The organism is Glaesserella sp., from assembly GCF_041814905.1.
In the GTDB taxonomy this organism is placed as follows: Bacteria; Pseudomonadota; Gammaproteobacteria; order Enterobacterales; family Pasteurellaceae; genus Glaesserella.
This window is the reverse complement of record NZ_JBGXYA010000063.1, coordinates 20,107-37,919: the sequence shown is the minus strand read 5'-3', so window position 1 is coordinate 37,919 and position 17,813 is coordinate 20,107. Positions and strand designations below refer to the sequence as shown.

The 17,813-nt window shown below is 37.8% G+C and carries 20 protein-coding genes; 19 read left to right on the top strand and 1 reads right to left on the bottom strand.

Going from position 1 to position 17,813, the window contains the following annotated elements; all coding sequences use genetic code 11:
- Position 1: 1 nt before the first annotated feature.
- The 19 genes from ACEYJ7_RS09290 to iscX all read left to right on the top strand — a co-directional run bounded on the left by ACEYJ7_RS09290 (position 2) and on the right by iscX (position 17,453).
- Complete coding sequence (locus tag ACEYJ7_RS09290; RefSeq protein WP_373778823.1) at positions 2-1,132, top strand: glycosyltransferase family 4 protein; 1,131 nt, start codon at positions 2-4, stop codon at positions 1,130-1,132.
- A 10-nt stretch (positions 1,133-1,142) separates the two neighbouring features.
- Positions 1,143-1,742: a sugar transferase gene (locus ACEYJ7_RS09285; protein ID WP_373778838.1), complete on the top strand. Its 600-nt coding sequence runs from the start codon at positions 1,143-1,145 to the stop codon at positions 1,740-1,742.
- Position 1,743: 1 nt separating this feature from the next.
- Positions 1,744-2,709 carry an ATP-grasp domain-containing protein gene (locus ACEYJ7_RS09280; RefSeq protein WP_373778822.1) on the top strand — a complete coding sequence of 322 codons (966 nt, stop codon included), beginning with the start codon at positions 1,744-1,746 and terminating at the stop codon, positions 2,707-2,709.
- Positions 2,693-3,346 (top strand): HAD family hydrolase, encoded by a 654-nt coding sequence (locus tag ACEYJ7_RS09275; RefSeq protein WP_373778820.1) that lies wholly within the window; start codon positions 2,693-2,695, stop codon positions 3,344-3,346. Before ACEYJ7_RS09280 ends, ACEYJ7_RS09275 begins: the two co-directional genes overlap by 17 nt.
- 16 nt (positions 3,347-3,362) lie before the next feature.
- Positions 3,363-4,538, top strand: coding sequence for a DegT/DnrJ/EryC1/StrS family aminotransferase (locus ACEYJ7_RS09270; protein ID WP_373778819.1), 1,176 nt, complete (start codon positions 3,363-3,365; stop codon positions 4,536-4,538).
- Between the two features lie 10 nt (positions 4,539-4,548).
- On the top strand, positions 4,549-6,486 hold the full coding sequence (locus ACEYJ7_RS09265) for a polysaccharide biosynthesis protein (protein WP_373778817.1): 1,938 nt from the start codon (positions 4,549-4,551) through the stop codon (positions 6,484-6,486).
- Positions 6,487-6,539: 53 nt separating this feature from the next.
- Complete coding sequence (locus ACEYJ7_RS09260) at positions 6,540-7,700, top strand: polysaccharide export protein (RefSeq protein WP_373778815.1); 1,161 nt, start codon at positions 6,540-6,542, stop codon at positions 7,698-7,700.
- A complete protein-coding gene (locus ACEYJ7_RS09255; RefSeq protein WP_373778813.1) occupies positions 7,700-8,140 on the top strand; it encodes a low molecular weight protein-tyrosine-phosphatase in 441 nt (146 codons plus the stop codon). Before ACEYJ7_RS09260 ends, ACEYJ7_RS09255 begins: the two co-directional genes overlap by 1 nt.
- Before the next feature lie 17 nt (positions 8,141-8,157).
- Positions 8,158-10,278, top strand: a complete 2,121-nt coding sequence (locus tag ACEYJ7_RS09250) for a polysaccharide biosynthesis tyrosine autokinase (RefSeq protein WP_373778812.1) — start codon at positions 8,158-8,160, stop codon at positions 10,276-10,278.
- 245 nt (positions 10,279-10,523) lie between these two features.
- Positions 10,524-10,973: an Rrf2 family transcriptional regulator gene (locus ACEYJ7_RS09245; RefSeq protein ID WP_373778811.1), complete on the top strand. Its 450-nt coding sequence runs from the start codon at positions 10,524-10,526 to the stop codon at positions 10,971-10,973.
- 38 nt (positions 10,974-11,011) lie between these two features.
- Positions 11,012-12,232, top strand: a complete 1,221-nt coding sequence (locus tag ACEYJ7_RS09240; RefSeq protein ID WP_373778809.1) for an IscS subfamily cysteine desulfurase — start codon at positions 11,012-11,014, stop codon at positions 12,230-12,232.
- Between the two features lie 18 nt (positions 12,233-12,250).
- On the top strand, positions 12,251-12,634 hold the full coding sequence (gene iscU / locus ACEYJ7_RS09235) for a Fe-S cluster assembly scaffold IscU (RefSeq protein ID WP_135674867.1): 384 nt from the start codon (positions 12,251-12,253) through the stop codon (positions 12,632-12,634).
- A gap of 164 nt (positions 12,635-12,798) precedes the next feature.
- Positions 12,799-13,122, top strand: coding sequence for an iron-sulfur cluster assembly protein IscA (gene iscA / locus ACEYJ7_RS09230; protein WP_010785898.1), 324 nt, complete (start codon positions 12,799-12,801; stop codon positions 13,120-13,122).
- Positions 13,123-13,131: 9 nt separating this feature from the next.
- Positions 13,132-13,653 carry a Fe-S protein assembly co-chaperone HscB gene (hscB, locus tag ACEYJ7_RS09225; RefSeq protein ID WP_373778808.1) on the top strand — a complete coding sequence of 174 codons (522 nt, stop codon included), beginning with the start codon at positions 13,132-13,134 and terminating at the stop codon, positions 13,651-13,653.
- 9 nt (positions 13,654-13,662) lie between these two features.
- Positions 13,663-14,103, top strand: a complete 441-nt coding sequence (locus tag ACEYJ7_RS09220; protein WP_373778806.1) for a GNAT family N-acetyltransferase — start codon at positions 13,663-13,665, stop codon at positions 14,101-14,103.
- Position 14,104: 1 nt separating this feature from the next.
- Positions 14,105-14,740, top strand: coding sequence for a DUF2625 family protein (locus tag ACEYJ7_RS09215; RefSeq protein ID WP_373778805.1), 636 nt, complete (start codon positions 14,105-14,107; stop codon positions 14,738-14,740).
- A 177-nt stretch (positions 14,741-14,917) separates the two neighbouring features.
- The gene (gene hscA, locus ACEYJ7_RS09210) at positions 14,918-16,774 is read left to right on the top strand and encodes a Fe-S protein assembly chaperone HscA (RefSeq protein ID WP_373778804.1); all 1,857 of its coding nucleotides are present in this window, start codon (positions 14,918-14,920) and stop codon (positions 16,772-16,774) included.
- A 143-nt stretch (positions 16,775-16,917) separates the two neighbouring features.
- Positions 16,918-17,259, top strand: a complete 342-nt coding sequence (gene fdx / locus ACEYJ7_RS09205) for an ISC system 2Fe-2S type ferredoxin (RefSeq protein ID WP_373766320.1) — start codon at positions 16,918-16,920, stop codon at positions 17,257-17,259.
- Positions 17,259-17,453 carry a Fe-S cluster assembly protein IscX gene (gene iscX / locus ACEYJ7_RS09200; RefSeq protein WP_005711410.1) on the top strand — a complete coding sequence of 65 codons (195 nt, stop codon included), beginning with the start codon at positions 17,259-17,261 and terminating at the stop codon, positions 17,451-17,453. The genes fdx and iscX overlap by 1 nt, the downstream gene beginning before the upstream one ends.
- A 34-nt stretch (positions 17,454-17,487) precedes the next feature.
- Here iscX and ACEYJ7_RS09195 read toward each other — a convergent pair whose 3' ends face one another.
- Positions 17,488-17,802, bottom strand: a complete 315-nt coding sequence (locus ACEYJ7_RS09195) for an ArsR/SmtB family transcription factor (RefSeq protein WP_373778802.1) — start codon at positions 17,800-17,802, stop codon at positions 17,488-17,490.
- Between the last annotated feature and the right edge of the window lie 11 nt (positions 17,803-17,813).

Sequence of the window (17,813 nt, the reverse complement as noted above, 5' to 3'; positions counted from 1 at the left end):
AATGAAAATTGCAATGATTTCAAGAGTTGTTTTTCTTGGTGGAGTTACAACATATTTAATTGATCTTACAGAAGAACTTATAAAAAATGGACATGATGTTTATTTGTTGTCTTACGGAGCGAGATATAAAGAGTCTAAAGAAAATGTAGGGCAATTTAATCGTTTGCTAAATACAGGAATAAAATTTATAGAAATTGATTTTCCGATTAATAAAACAAGTAAGATAGTTTATGTATTTAATTTAATTCGTAGTATCTTGAAATGTAGAAAAATACTTAAACAATATAATTTTGATATTATTCATTTGCATACCCCAATATTGTCATTTATACCTAAGTTTTTAGGGCTTAAATTTATAAGAACTCGGCATGGTATAGATAAGAAGTTACCAATATTGGATTATCCAGCAAATAAAGAAATTGCTATTAGTCAAGAAGTCTACGATATCTTAAAGAATCGTTATGGATATCGTAGTGAAGATTTATATCTAATTCACAATGGCGTACCTAAAAGTAAATACTATAGAAACAGTAGTGAAGAAGAAAAATTTCAATTAAAAACTAATCAGCATATTTCAACGGATAAGTTAATTATCGGGTTGGTTGCTTCGTTTGAATATAATAAAGGACACGATATTTTATTAAAGGCAATAGGCGGTTTACCATCAGAATTAAAAGATAACATTGAAATTATCTTTGTGGGTTCTTCAACAGAAAGCCATTTAAATGCGGTAAAGCAAAAAATAGATGAGACACAGTTGAATAACATGGTTAAAATTTTACCTTTCCAACCATTAACAGAAATATATCCGATGATTGATATTATGGTCCTTCCTTCTCGTGTAGAAGGGTTTGGTTTGGTTATTGTTGAAGCAATGTTAATGGGATGCTGTGTAGTGAGAAGTAATACTGGGGGCGCTTATGAGCAAATTACTCATGGCGAAAATGGTTATATTTTTGAAAACGGAAATATTGAACAATTACGTGATTATCTGCATGAATTAATACTTGATCCTAAGAAAAGAAAAGAATTTGCTGTAGCCGGTCAGCAAAAAGCATTGGAATGTTTTACTAGTGAGATAATGGCTAAAAAAACATTAAAAGCTTATCACGATCTACTTAATGGAAATTAAAGGTGGCAAAATGCTTAAAAGATTAATTGATATATTAGGTTCGCTTTTGGGGTTAATTATATTATCTCCTTTATATGTTTTTATTGCATATAAAGTGAAAAAAAACTTAGGTTCACCAGTATTGTTCCGTCAAATTCGACCAGGTTTAGACGGAAAGCCTTTTGAGATGATTAAATTCAGAACGATGAAGGATGCAGTTGATGAGAAAGGAAATCTTTTACCGGATGCAGAGCGTTTGACAGATTTTGGTAAAATGCTTCGATCAACCAGTTTAGATGAGTTGCCTGAACTCTGGAATGTATTAAAAGGCGATATGAGTCTGGTTGGTCCCCGTCCTCTCTTAATGGATTATGTTCCACTCTATAACGAAGAACAGCGCAAACGCCATAATGTAAGACCAGGTATTACAGGTTATGCACAAGTGAACGGACGAAATGCAATCAGTTGGGAACAAAAATTTGAATTAGATACTTGGTATGTAGAAAACCAATCATTATGGTTGGATATTCAAATTTTATGGAAAACAGTAAAAAAAGTGGTTGCTAAAGAAGATATTAGTGCAGCCGGTGATGCAACAATGCCAAGATTTGAAGGAACTAAAAAGGACTAATATGAATATTCTTATTACATCAGCGGGACAACGCGTGTCTCTGGTTCAGGCGTTTCAAAAAGAGCTAAAACAATATTTTCCAGACTCTAAAGTCTTTACAGTGGATTTAAATCCTATTTTGGCTCCTGCTTGCCATGTTTCAGATGGTTATTTCCAAGTTTCACGAGTGACGGATGAAAATTATATTCCTTCTTTATTGAAACTATGTTTAAAACAAAATATCAAATTGGTAGTGCCAACGATTGATACGGAATTATTAATACTCAGCCAATATAAAGCGGATTTTGCAGAAAAAGGTATTATATTATTAGTGAGTGATTTTTCTCTTATTACAAAGTGTAGAGATAAGCGTCTTACAAATGATTTATTTGACCACTATGGTATTAATATTCCAAAGCAATATGCGAAAGATAACCTAAAATTTCCCGTATTTGCGAAACCTTGTGATGGGAGTCTGAGTAAAGGGATTTTTACTGCATATAGTTATTCAGATATTACAGCAGAACATCTAAATAACGAAAAGTTAATGTTTATGCAGTATATTTCGCCTGAAGAATATGATGAATTCACTGTCGACTGCTATTTTGATCGTTCGTCAAATTTAAAATGTGTTGTGCCAAGAAAACGTATTTTTGTTCGTGCCGGTGAAATTAATAAGGGGATGACGAAGAAAAATAAAATTGTCAATGAGTTTAAAAATAAACTTAAATTTATTGACGGCGCGATGGGGTGTTTAACCGTTCAAGTATTCTGTCATAAACATACTGAAGAAATATTAGGAATTGAAATTAATCCACGTTTTGGTGGCGGTTACCCATTAAGTTATTTAGCCGGTGCAAATTATCCACAATGGTGTATTAAAGAATATTTGTTAAATGAGTCGATAGAAGATTTTGATGATTGGGAAAATAATCTTCTTATGCTAAGGTATGATGCGGAAGTGTTAGTTCATGACTATGAAAAATAAAGCAATAGTATTTGATTTGGATGATACCTTATATTCGGAGTATGATTTTCTAAAATCGGGTTATAATTTTATTTCTCAGCAAGTAGAAAAAAATAATCCACAAAAATTATATGAAAAAATGATAAGTTTATATCATTCGGGTGATAATGTATTTGAATATATTTTGGCTTCTTATCCTGAAGTAACGTTAGCAATGTTATTAGATTGGTATAGATATCATATACCTCATATTAAACTATATGACGGTGTGGAAAAATTTTTACAAGCGGTCAGTTTTACCCATAAATTTGCAATTATTACGGATGGCAGATCTATTTCTCAGCGAAATAAAATTCAAGCTCTTGGGCTGACGGATTATATGAGTGAAATCATTATTTCAGAAGAAATAGGAAGTGAAAAACCAAATGAAGTAAATTTCTTAAAGATCGAAGAAAAATTAGACTGTAATGAATATACTTATATTGGTGATAACACTAAAAAAGATTTTGTTACACCTAATAAGTTAGGTTGGAAAACTATATGTTTGAAAGATAGAGGATTCAATATCCATAAACAAAGTTTTGATTTGAGTGAAAACTATTTACCTCAAAAAGTATTTTCAAGTTGGGATGAAATATATCATTTCGTCAATATTTAATTTTTAAGGAAAGTTTATGTTAAATACAAGTTTAGAACCATGGCCGTCGTTTACGCAGGAAGAAGCTGATGCAGTTTCGAAAACGATTTTGTCAAATAAAGTGAATTATTGGACAGGACAAGAATGTCGTGAATTTGAAAAAGAATTTGCTCAATTCGCTCAAACAAAATATGCGGTAGCGTTAACTAATGGAACCGTTGCTCTTGATGTTGCTTTAAAAGCATTAAATATTGGAGCCGGAGATGATGTGATTGTAACATCACGTACGTTTTTAGCTTCAGCCAGTTCAATTGTTACTGCCGGGGCAAATCCTGTTTTTGCCGATGTGGAATTAGATTCACAGAATATTTCCCGTCGTACCATTGAAGCAGTGTTAACCCCAAACACTAAAGCTATTATTTGTGTACATTTGGCCGGTTTGATGTGTGATATGGATCCGATTATGGAATTGGCTCAAGAAAAAGGGTTATATGTTATTGAAGACTGTGCTCAAGCTCATGGGGCAAGTTATAAAGGTAAATCGGCAGGTTCTATCGGTCATATCGGTGCATGGTCTTTCTGTCAAGATAAGATTATGACAACTGGCGGTGAAGGCGGTATGGTCACTACCAATGATGAAACGTTATGGGACAAAATGTGGTCATATAAAGATCATGGTAAAAGTTTTGATGCAGTTTATAACAGACAACATCCACCGGGTTTCCGTTGGTTACATGATTCTTTCGGCACTAACTGGCGTATGATGGAAGTACAGGCTGTTATTGGTCGTATTCAGTTAAAACGTATGCAGGAATGGACTCGTAAACGTAATGAGAATATGCAACGTATTTTGGCGGCTTTTGAGAATTCTCCGTATTTTACGGTCAACAAAGCGCCGGCAGAATTTAAACATGCTGCCTATAAATGTTATGTACAAGTAAACAATGAACGTTTACCGGAAGGTTGGACTCGAGATCGCATTATGGAAAGTATCAATGGGCTTGGCATTCCTTGCTATAGTGGTTCTTGTTCTGAAATTTACTTAGAAAAAGCATTTGATAATACTCCTTGGCGTCCGACTAAACGTTTACCTAATGCAAAACAGTTAGGAGAAACCAGTTTGATGTTCTTAGTTCACCCGACATTGAGTAAAGAAAGTCTAGATAAAACCGTCAAGGCTATTTCAACGGTTATTGAGCAATTATCACAATAGTGGTTTCCGTATGTTACGTTCATTTTTTACTTCATTAATGTTCTCACCAAGGGTGGTAAAGCAAGTCGGTTTAGCTGTTATGGATTTGCTTGCTTTTCCTATCTTAATTTGGGTGAGCTATGCAGTACGTTTATTTGATTGGAATGCCGAAGCTGTTCCTAACCTGCTTTATGGTGAAATTTGGGTTTCGCTTTTAGCTGTTATTTGCCTTGCATTTTGCGGTGTATATCATTTTGTGTTGAGAGGTTTTACTGAAGCTTTAATTGCAAGGTTGGGAATTGCAACTGTTATGACAATTGTTTGTCTATTTGCTTTGGGTATATATACTTCTGCATTTGTACCGACTTCAATTCCATTAATGTTTGGCTTTTTAATGTTTGCATGGGTATGGGGAAGCCGTTCTGTTATTCGTTTCTTCATTCGATATGTAATGCATTCAGATCTTCCTCGTAAACGTATTGCTATTTATGGAGCGGGTGATGCAGGGCAGCAAATTGCACAACTATTGTTTAGCTCTCATGAGTATATTCCTATCTTCTTTATTGACGATAATAATAATTTAAGTAATACAAGAATAGACCGTTTAAAAGTTTATTCTGCGAATAGAGCATTTGATGCAATTAAGCGTTATCAAATTGATCAGGTATTAATTGCATTACCTTCTGTTGATAGAAAAAGAAAAAATGAAATAGTCCAATTTTTATCAAATTCTTCAGCAAAAATCATGGAAATTCCGGGTTTAGAGCAATTAGTTGATGAAAAAATTAACCTTTCAGATATGAAAGAAGTTAATATCATTGATCTATTAGGTCGAGAGCCGGTTGAGCCAATTCCGGAGTTATTTAGCAAGAATATTCAAGATCAAGTGGTCATGGTAACTGGAGCCGGCGGTTCCATCGGCTCTGAATTATGTCGGCAAATTATTAGAAATAAACCTAAGAAACTTATTTTATTCGAAGTATCAGAGTATGCTCTTTATGCGATTGAACGGGATCTTCGGGAAATTTGTGCAGAGAAAAAACTAGATAATATTGAGATTCTTCCACTACTGGGTAGTGTTCAGAATTTTCATAAACTAACGGAAATTATGAAAATTTTGAGAGTTGAAACAGTTTATCATGCGGCTGCATATAAACATGTTCCAATGGTTGAATATAATGTTGTTGAAGGTGTTCGTAATAATATTTTCGGTACTTTTTATGCCGCAAAAGCGGCTATTAAAGCTAGAGTAAAATCTTTTGTATTGATTTCAACAGATAAAGCGGTTCGTCCAACCAATGTAATGGGAACAACAAAACGTATTGCAGAGCTTTGTTTGCAAGCGTTAGCAAAAGAAAAAGGAAACATGATTGATGGTGTATTAAATGAAACAACTTTTTCGATGGTTCGTTTCGGGAACGTGCTTGGTTCGTCTGGTTCTGTAATTCCTTTATTTAAAAAGCAAATTGAACAAGGTGGTCCTATTACTGTTACGGATCCACGTATTATTCGCTATTTTATGACAATTCCTGAAGCTGCACAGTTGGTTATTCAAGCTGGAGCAATGGCAAAAGGGGGGGATGTTTTTATTCTTGATATGGGTGAACCGGTTAAAATCGTTGATTTGGCTGCAAATCTTATTAATTTATCCGGGTTAACAATTAAGAACGAAAGTAATCCGAACGGTGATATTGAAATCAAATTTACAGGACTAAGACCTGGAGAAAAACTCTATGAAGAGCTTCTAATCGGGGATGATAATGTTGAAAAGACAGCACATGAACGAATTATGACTGCTCAAGAGGGATATTTGCCACTTCCTGATTTATTACGATTACTTGATAAATTAGAAGAGGCAAGTGTAGAAAATCAATGTGAACAAATACGTTCATTATTGTTAGATGCACCAGCCGGATATAATCCGGTTAGCCATCTTGAAGATCTTGTTTGGAAAATGCAAAACGCCTAGTATTAACGGCTTTGGATTTTATTGTGATTAACTTTAAACCTGAATTATTGATTATGAAAAATCTAACGAAAATTTTATTAATTACAGGAGTTTCCGTATCTATTAGCGGTTGTTCTCTTATTGCTCCTAGTTCTCATAACCCTGTTCGATCGAAAGACGTACAGGTAACGGGAGAGAAACTGGATACAGAAAAAGCGGTGGATGCTTATTTTATTACTCCTCAATTACTCAAAACGTTAGCTCCGATTAAAGCGACGGCGAAAAATAATGTGAGTCTAGATCAGCAGATCAATGCCTACCAATATGTTGTTGGTATTGGTGATATTCTCAATATTACTGTATGGGATCATCCGGAATTGACTACCCCCGCAGGTTCTTACCGTTCAGCGGCAGAATCAGGTAACCAGGTACATGCGAACGGAACGATTTTCTATCCTTATGTCGGCAATCTCAAAGTGGTTGGTTTAACGGTAAGCCAAATTCGTGATAGATTAACAAGTCGTTTGGCTAATTATATTGTAAGCCCTCAGGTTGAAGTTTCGGTTGTTTCTTATCGTTCGCAGAAAGCTTATATTACCGGTGAAGTTAAAAGCCCAGGGCAACAATTTATCAGTAATATACCTTTAACTTTATTGGATGCAGTGAACAAAGCAGGGGGCTTATCGGATACCGCAGATTGGCATAATGTTACAATTACCAGTAAAGGGCGTGATGAGGTTGTTTCTTTAGAAGCACTGATTCAACGTGGCGATCTCACTCAAAATCGTTTATTAAAAGATGGTGATATTGTACATGTTCCAAGTAACGATACTCAGAAAGTATTTGTGGTGGGTGAAGTTACTCAACCTCAATTCCTTACCATCAGTAAAAATGGTATGACCCTGATGGAGGCAATTTCTGCTAGTGGTGGTATTGATAAGCTAGCCGCGGATGCAACAGGTATTTTTGTTATTCGTAGCCAAAGAGGGGAAACTAAGTTTACTACCTTGGATGATGGTCAACAGATTGAGACTGTTGCCAGTATTTATCAGTTAGATGTGACAAATCCAACATCTTATATTTTAGGAACGGACTTCTTCCTAAAACCATATGATGTTGTTTATGTGACAACCGCGCCAGTCACTCGTTGGAATCGTGTAATCTCACAAGTATTACCGACAATCGATGGATTCAATGGACTAACAGAGAGTATGTTAAGAGTTAAGAATTGGTAATGTTTAGGAATATATTAATAGTTTGTATGGGGAACATTTGCCGTTCCCCTCTAGGTAAGGTCTTATTTGAACAAGCTTTTCCTAACAAACATATTGAATCGGCAGGGATTGCTACAAAAAACAGTGGATTAGTCGGTAGCTCGGCAGAATCTACGATGATTGAAACAGCATCTAAATGTCATTTAGATTTAACACGGCATTCAGCCCAGCAACTCACAGAGGAACTTTGTCGGAATGCTGATTTGATATTAGTTATGGAGCAGAAGCATATTGATGCAGTTGCAAGTATTGCACCAGCGGCGAGAGGAAAGATAATGCTTTATGGACATTGGTTGCAAAAGGAAATTCCGGATCCTTATAAACAGACTAAAGATACATTCGAGTTTGTTTATAATCTCATGGAAGAAGCAACGGAAAGTTGGAAATCTAAATTACAGTAACTTTTAAAGGTAAAAGAATGTCTCAAGAAAAAGATAACGATCGTATTGATCTATCCAAATTATTTGGAACAGTGCTTGATTACAAATGGTTCATCATACTATGCACCTTGTTATTTGCGGGATTGGGAGTTGGCTATGCTTTATTGGCGACCCCAATCTATACGGCGAATGCATTGATTCAAGTGGAAGCAAAAAATTCAGGTGGGATTTTTCAGGAGTTTTCTACGATTTCTGAACAAGATGCATCAGCAAACACTGAGATTGCGATCGTAAAATCTCGTATGATTTTAGAAAAAGCAGTTAAGGAATTGAATTTAGATACAAGAATTAGTCCGATTTTTTCAACTCCTGTTATTGGCAAAGGGTTATCTCGTTTGTCTGGTGAATCTTCAGAATTAGCGATTCCTCATTTCGAACCAATGGAAGGTTTTGAAACCGTTATCTTAGAGATTGGACCAACAGCTCAACAATATCGTTTGTTCGATAAAGAGGGTGATCAGCTACTATTGGAAGGGAATATTAATCAGAAGTATGAAAACGATAACTTTTCTATTCAGGTTAGTATTTTAAAAGGAAATATCGGACAACGTTTCTCGGTTGAAAAAATATCTGAATTAGATGCTATTGAGAGATTGCAACGTGAACTTTCTGTAATTGAAAGAGGAAAGCAAACCGGTGTGATTGAAGTCAGCTTAAATGGTGAAAATCAGCGCTTAATTAAGCGTATCGTGAAAAGTGTGACTGAGAACTATATTTTACAAGATATTGCCAGAAATTCTGAAGAAGCTTCTAAAAGTTTAGTGTTTTTAGAAAATCGCTTACCTGAAGTGAGAGAGAAACTGGCTGAATCTGAAAATAACTTGAATGAATACCGCCAGAAACATGGATCGGTTGATTTAGGTTTGGAAGCAAAATCTTTTCTTGATACTTTAGTTCAATTAGAAGCTGATTTAAATGAATTAACTATCAGAGAAAGTGATATATCTCAAAAATATACAAAAAATCATCCGACATATGTTTCTTTATTAGAGCAACGTAACGTACTGTTGAGTGAACGGGATCGCTTAACTAAACAGTTAGAATCTTTACCGGATACACAAAAAGAAGTCATTCGTTTGACGCGTGACTTAGAAGTAGAGCAGCAGATTTATGTTCAATTACTAAATAAAGCGCAGGAACTGAACGTAGTTAAAGCAGGGGTTGTTGGTAATGTTCGTATTTTAGATGTTGCCCAAGTGTTACCGAATCCTGTTGCACCTAAAAAAGTGTTTGTAGTGATATTCGCTACTATGCTTGGTTTTATGCTCTCAGTCAGTGTTGCCGTTGTGAGAATGCTATTTAATCGTGGCATTGAAAGTACAGCAGAAGCGGATAAAATCGGTTTACCGACCTATGCAACAATTCCGTATTCTACAAATCAAGATAAAATCACGCTAAATATTTTAACCTTCAAAAAAGGTGGACAAAGTAAGCTACAATTACTGTCGGAGTCATCACCAACAGATGTGTCAATCGAAGCATTACGTAGCTTAAGAACAAGTTTACATTTTGCGATGTTGGAGGCTAAAAATAATATTGTTATGCTATCAGGTACATCTCCTGGTGTTGGTAAAAGTTTTATCGCTTCAAATTTTGCGAACATTGTTGCAAAAGCAGGACAAAAAGTGCTGTTAATTGATGCTGATTTACGTAGAAGCTATATGGGGGCAATTTTAGGAGTTGAAAGAGGCATAGGTTTGTCTGAAGTACTGTCTAAAGATATTCCGTTTGAAGATGTTGTACAAAAAGTACCAAACGGCGATTTTGATGTTATTCTTAAAGGCGGAGCCCCATCTAATCCGTCGGAACTCTTATCGACCAATCGTTTCGAAAAATTATTAGAATGGGCGTCTAAAAAATACGACTTAGTACTTATTGATACTCCACCGGTTTTAGCCGTGACGGATCCTGCAATTATCGGACGCTATGTCGGTACAACATTCCTCATCGGTTTCTTCGAGAAAACAACCATCAAAGAGCTTGAAAAAGCACGCAATGTCTTTGCTAGAGCCGGTGTTACAGTGAATGGCTTCATTTTAAATGGCGTGAAGCGCAAAGCATCAAATAGTGAAGACTATTATCAATATGATTATAACTAATTTGCTATAATAGCTGCGTTCTATCAAGGTCTGAATCGATATGATTCAGACCTTTTATTTTATATAAAACACAGACTTCCCGTTAGGAACAAAATGAGGTAGAATCCGCCTCGTTTAAGCTTTCCTTTGACCCAATCCATTTATAAAACCTTTCAGTCTAATAAGCTAAAATACTTGACTAAATTAGTAGGGAATATATAAAATTCTCACATCAAATATTAATCATTCTTAAATAAGGGTGGAGTATGAAATTAACTTCAAGAGGTCGATATGCAGTAACGGCAATTTTAGATATTGCATTACACGGTAAATCGTTACCTGTCAGCTTAGCCGATATTTCCGAACGCCAAGCAATTTCTCTTTCTTATTTAGAACAACTTTTCGCACAGCTTCGCCGTGAGGGAATTGTTCACAGTGTACGAGGTCCGGGTGGCGGTTATCAGCTTGGGAAACCCCCTGAAGAGATCAATGTCGGTATGATTATTGGTGCAGTCAATGAAAGTGTTGATGTTTCCAAATGTAAAGGTAGCGGTAATTGTAGCAATAATAGCCGTTGTTTAACCCATTCTTTATGGGAGCGTCTTGAAGTTCAAATAGAAGAATTCCTGCATACAATAACCTTGGCGGAATTAGTCGAAGAAAACAGCGATCATGATTGTGAAGTTGCCCATTGTCATGATCATCACAATCACTAAAAACATATAAAAAGCCTATTATTTAGTTAGGAGTAACAATGAAATTACCAATTTATTTGGACTATGCAGCAACTACACCGGTAGATGAACGTGTTGCAAAAAAAATGATGGAATATATGACAAAGGACGGCGTGTTTGGTAACCCGGCCTCTCGTTCTCACAAATTTGGTTGGGAAGCAGAAGAAGCGGTAGATATCGCTCGTAATCAAATCGCCGATTTAATCGGTGCAGATGCGCGTGAAATCGTATTTACTTCAGGTGCGACTGAGTCTGACAACCTTGCGATTAAAGGTGCAGCACATTTCTACCAAACCAAAGGCAAACATATCATCACCGTTAAAACAGAACATAAAGCAGTATTAGATACTTGCCGTCAGTTAGAGCGTGAAGGTTTTGAAGTGACTTATTTAGAGCCTGAAACAACGGGTTTAATTGACCTTGCAAAATTCGAAGCAGCAATTCGTCCGGATACCATTTTAGTGTCAGTAATGCACGTGAACAATGAGATCGGCGTTATCCAGCCAATCGAAGAGATCGGTAAGATCTGCCGTGCGAAAAAAATCATTTTCCACGTTGATGCAACGCAATCTGTAGGTAAAATCCCTGTGGACGTTCAAGCATTAAACGTAGATTTAATGTCTTTCTCAAGCCACAAACTTTACGGGCCAAAAGGTATCGGCGGTTTATATGTTTGCCGTAAACCACGTGTGCGTTTAGAAGCGATCATTCACGGTGGTGGTCACGAGCGTGGTATGCGTTCAGGTACACTACCTGTTCACCAAATTGTCGGTATGGGTGAAGCATATCGTATCGCAAAAGAAGAAATGGCAACTGAAATGCCTCGTATCAAAGCACTTCGTGACCGTTTATACAACGGTTTCAAAGATATGGAAGAAGTGTATGTGAACGGTACAATGGAAGCGGGTAAACGTGTGGACAGCAACTTGAACATCAGCTTTAACTTTGTTGAAGGTGAGTCAATGATGATGTCATTAAAAGACATTGCGGTATCTTCTGGTTCTGCGTGTACTTCTGCAAGTTTAGAGCCATCTTATGTACTTCGTGCATTAGGTTTAAACGACGAATTAGCACATAGCTCAATCCGTTTCTCAATCGGTCGTTGGACAACGGAAGAAGAGATCGATCACACTATCGAAATCGTGAAAAAAGCAGTAACCAAATTACGTGAACTTTCACCACTTTGGGATATGTTCAAAGAAGGTATCGACTTAAACTCAATTGAGTGGTCTCATCATTAATAATAGGGGAATTTAAATATGGCATACAGCGATAAAGTGATTGATCACTATGAGAACCCACGCAACGTAGGTTCATTTGATAAAAAAGCGGCCGATATCGGTACAGGTATGGTGGGTGCACCAGCATGCGGTGACGTAATGCAACTTCAAATTAAAGTAAACGAACAAGGTATCATTGAAGATGCACGTTTCAAAACTTACGGTTGCGGCTCAGCGATTGCGTCAAGCTCACTCATTACTGAATGGGTAAAAGGTAAATCATTAGATGAAGCTCAAGCAATCAAAAACAGCGACATCGCAGAAGAGCTTGAATTACCACCAGTAAAAGTACACTGCTCAATTCTTGCAGAAGATGCAATCAAAGCAGCGATTGCAGATTACAAAGAGAAAAACGGTAAGTAATTTTTAACAAGCGGTTGGTTTTTGCAAAAAATTTGCAAAATCTGACCGCTTGCATTTTCGTTTATTGTTAATTTTAAAAGGAATGATTTTCCCTCTCCCATAAACGGGAGAGAGGGAATATAAAACGTTTCTTTTAAAATTAGCTATATTCACAAGGAGAAAAAATGAGTATTACCCTAACAGAAACCGCAGCAGATCGTGTTCGTACCTTCCTTGAAAACCGTGGCAAAGGCATTGGTTTAAGGCTGGGTGTTAAAACATCTGGCTGTTCAGGGTTAGCTTATGTCCTTGAATTTGTTGATGTATTAAACGAAGATGATCACGTTTTTGAACAACATGGTGTTAAAATTATCGTCGATGAAAAAAGCCTTGTTTACCTAAGCGGTACAGAATTAGATTTTGTCAAAGAAGGATTAAACGAAGGATTTAAGTACAATAACCCAAATGTGAAAAACGAATGTGGTTGTGGTGAAAGTTTTAACGTCTAAGAGGTTCTGATGTCAAATCCATTTACGCTTTTTGATCTGCCTGTGCAATTCCAACTGGATAATGCTCAACTGTCTGAGCGTTATTTAGCCTTACAAAAATCGCTTCACCCCGATAATTTTGTGGCAAGTTCTGCGACAGAACAGCGTTTAGCAATGCAGAAATCGGCGGAAATTAATGATGCGTTACATATTCTCAAAGATCCGATTTTGCGTGCTGAAGCGATCATCGCTATTCATACAGGTGAACAGCAAGATATTGAGCAAAAAAGCAATAGAGATATGGCATTTTTAATGCAACAAATGGAATGGCGTGAAACCTTAGAAAGCATTGAAATCGCAAAAAACGAAGCGGATCTCACCGCTTTCACCCAAGAGATTGAGCAACAACAAAAAGCCATTTTGCAACAACTTGAGCAAGCTCTTAATGCCCAACAATGGGCGGATGCACTAGCCATTAACGACAAACTTCGTTTTATTAAAAAATTATTGGTAGAAGTTGAGCGAGTAGAAGAGAAGCTGTTTGAGTTTTAAAGGAACAATATGTACCAATTACGCCCACTACAACAATGCAATTATGCCGAATGGCGTATTTTATGGGAGCAATATCTTGTTTTTTATCAAACAGCATTAACCGAAGATATTACTCAAACCCTTTGGCAACGATTAACAGCTCAGCCTACGATCATAGAAAGTTGTGGTGTGTTTGATGATGACAAACTTGTTGGATTTATGCACTATCACACACAGATTAATACTTGGAAAATAGGTAAAGTTTATTATTTAGAAGATTTGTTTGTTGCGGTGGAATATCGTGGAAAAGGTTTGGGACGTAAATTAATTGAACATTTATATCAATTAGCCGAGCAAAATGGCTATTCCCGAGTATATTGGTTTACCGATGAATCAAATAAACAAGCACAAAAATTATACGATAAACTCGCCAAACAAACAGATCAATTAGTTTATAAATACGAGTTATAACATGAAAACCCTCGAAGAACTGAACGATAAACAAAAATCCGCTTGGACAATTATGCAAGAGTGGTTCAAGCAAGCGAATAACCATTATGAAATTCTGCCGAGAGATGTAGAGAATGCAGGGGCAGAATTGGTCGGAATGCAGTTGCCGACGAGTACACCACTTGGTGCGGTGATTTATGAAACGGGCGGTATTTTAATCGATCACGGCTGGTTACGCATTTTAGGTTCGGGCAATGAAAAACTGCCACGCGGTTTGTTTGAGTGGAATTTTGGTAAAACCTTTGAACAATCAGGCGAAAGACCGTTTCATTTATTGATTGCTGATGATGCTATTGGCGGTTATTTTGCGGTAAATGGTGGTGGATTAGGAGAAAAAGTCGGTTTAGTTCATTATTTCCACCCGAAAAAACAGAAGTGGGAAAGTATTGGCTTAAACTATTCACAATTTATCGGCTGGGCATTAACCGCTGATATTGCCAGTTTTTACCACGGCTTGCGTAGCGAAAATTGGCAAGCTGAGATTGCAGATTTAAACGGCAATCAAGTGATAAATTTAGAGACAAAACAAAAACAACCGATTGAACGCCATTATCAAGCGACATTTACGCCTGATGATATGGGGTATGCGGTGAATTAACATAATTCCTTCCCCCGTTTACGGGGGAAGGTGCCGAAGGTGGATGGGGGGATTGCAAACGAAGTTTGCAAAATTTTTTCAAAATCAAACCGCTTGTAGTTGTCCTAACGGGCAATCCCTCCTCCCTAGCCCTCCCTGTAAACGGGGGAGGGGAATGAGTTATAGAGAGATAATAAAATGGCATTACTTCAAATCGCAGAACCGGGACAAATGGCAGCGCCGCACCAACATCGCTTGGCGGTGGGGATTGACCTTGGGACGACAAATTCTTTAGTAGCAACGGTGCGTAGCGGACAGGCTCAGGTATTACTTGATGAGAAAGAGCGTGCGTTAGTACCATCAGTGGTGCATTATGCGGCTGAGAATAAACTGGTTGGTGTAGAAGCCTTTGAACAAGCGGCAACTGATCCGCAACACACGGTGATTTCCGTGAAACGTTTAATTGGGCGTTCTTTGGCGGACGTTGAGCAACGTTATCCAAATTTGCCTTATCAATTTGTTGCGACGGATAACGGCTTGCCATTAATTCAAACGCCACAAGGCAATAAAAGCCCGATAGAAGTGTCTGCGGATATTTTAAGTCACTTAAATCAATTTGCAGAAAAACGCTTGGCAGGCGAATTGGCCGGCGTGGTGATTACCGTGCCTGCCTATTTTGATGATGCGCAACGTCAAAGTACCAAAGATGCGGCACGTTTGGCTGGGCTGAATGTGTTACGTTTATTGAATGAACCAACGGCTGCCGCAATCGCTTATGGCTTGGATAGCGGTCAAGAAGGCGTGATTGCCGTGTATGACTTAGGCGGTGGTACTTTTGATATTTCGATTTTGCGTCTAAGCCGTGGCGTCTTTGAAGTGTTGGCAACAGGTGGCGATACTGCTTTAGGTGGCGATGATTTTGACCATTTATTAGCGAATTGGATTGCGGAACAAGCAGGTATTCGGCCAAATACAGCAAGTGAGCAACGTGAGCTACTTACCCTTGCAACGCAAGTCAAAATTGCTTTATCGCAAGCGGATAGTTTTACCGCAAAATTTGCAAATTGGCAGGGGGAAATCAGCCGTTTGCAATTTAATGAGCTAATCCAACCGCTTGTTAAACGCTCGTTAATGACTTGTCGTCGAGCCTTGAAAGATGCTGGGGTGGAAGCTCAAGATGTGCGTGAAGTGGTGATGGTTGGTGGCTCAACGAGAGTGCCTTTTGTGCGTGAACAAGTGGGTGAGTTTTTCGGCAAAACGCCATTAACCTCTATTGACCCAGATAAAGTGGTGGCGTTGGGTGCGGCTATTCAAGCGGATATTTTAGTCGGCAATAAGCCTGATGCAGAAATGTTGTTGCTAGATGTGGTGCCACTTTCGCTAGGGATCGAAACAATGGGGGGATTGGTGGAAAAAATCATTCCACGCAATACCACCATTCCTGTGGCAAAAGCGCAAGAGTTCACCACATTCAAAGATGGGCAGACAGCGATGACGGTTCACGTTGTACAAGGCGAACGTGAGTTAGTCGATGATTGTCGTTCACTTGGACGTTTTACCTTGCGTGGTATTCCGCCGATGGTCGCAGGTGCGGCACATATTCGCGTGACATATCAAGTTGATGCGGACGGGCTACTGAGTGTCACTGCAATGGAAAAATCAACCAAAGTACAAGCCTCTATCCAAATTAAGCCATCTTACGGTTTAACGGACGAAGAAGTCACTGAAATGATTAAATCGTCAATGACGAATGCGAAGCAAGATATGGAAGCCCGTCAGCTTGCGGAACAGCGTGTGGAAGCAGATCGTGTGATTGACAGCGTGATTATTGCGTTACAAGAAGACGGTGCAGTGTTGCTTTCGGTTGATGAATTTAAACGGATTGAAGCGGAATTACAAAAATTGATTTCTGCAAAACAGGAAACAGATCGCCAAGCAATTCAGCAGGGAATTAAAGATTTGGATGCTGCAACACAAGAGTTTGCTGCAAGAAGAATGAATCTATCCATTCAAAAAGCCTTGGCCGGTAAGGCGATTGATGAGGTGATTAATTAATCTATTATGTTCCCTCCCCTGCTTGCGGGGGAGGGGTAGGGTGGGGGTAAAAATTACCGCTTGTTTTAGATAGTTCCCCTCCCCCTAACCCCCTCCCGTAAACAGGAGGGGGAATTTAAAAATCAAAAAATTAAGAGGATATTATGCCAAAAATTGTTTTTCTTCCACACGAAGAATTTTGTCCGGAAGGTATGGTTGTGGAAGCACAGCCGGGTGAAAATTTATTAGAAGTTGCTCACAATGCAGGAGTTGAAATTCATCACGCTTGTGACGGTTCTTGTGCTTGTACTACTTGTCATGTGGTGATTCGTGAGGGGTTTGATTCATTAAATGAAACATCGGATCAAGAAGAAGATATGTTAGACAAAGCGTGGGGCTTAGAAATGGATAGCCGTTTGTCCTGTCAATGTGTTGTAGGTGAAGAAGATCTCGTTGTTGAAATTCCAAAATATAACTTAAACCACGCAAATGAGGCGGCACACTAATGAAATGGACAGATGTAAGAATGATCGCAGAAAATCTGTATGATATGAACCCGGATTTAGATCCAACTACCGTGCGTTTTACCGATATGCACAAGTGGATCTGCGAGATGGAAGATTTTGATGATGATCCGGAAGCGTCAAATGAACATATTCTTGAAGCTATTCTAACCATTTGGTTGGAAGAATATGAGTAACCTTAATAAAAAAGCTCCGTAAGGAGCTTTTTTATTATGCGGCTTTGGACGATTTTGCTTTCTCATCACAGAAAAAACGGTGTAATAATTGAATTGTTTCAATCACTTTAGCATCTTTAATATAGTAAATCCTCTCCCGATGCTTTATATCACAATCAATTAGACCTGATTCACGTAGAATCGCTAATTGATTAGACAGAGCAGCTTGTGGCATACCGAGCGCAAGTGTTAATTCAGTGACGTTAAAGGCTTTGTGTTGTAAATGGCATAATATGGCTAAGCGATTCGGATTTGCTAACAATTTTAAAAAAGTCGTTGCTTCGTTATACTTTTCAAATTTCTCATCCATTTCCGATATCT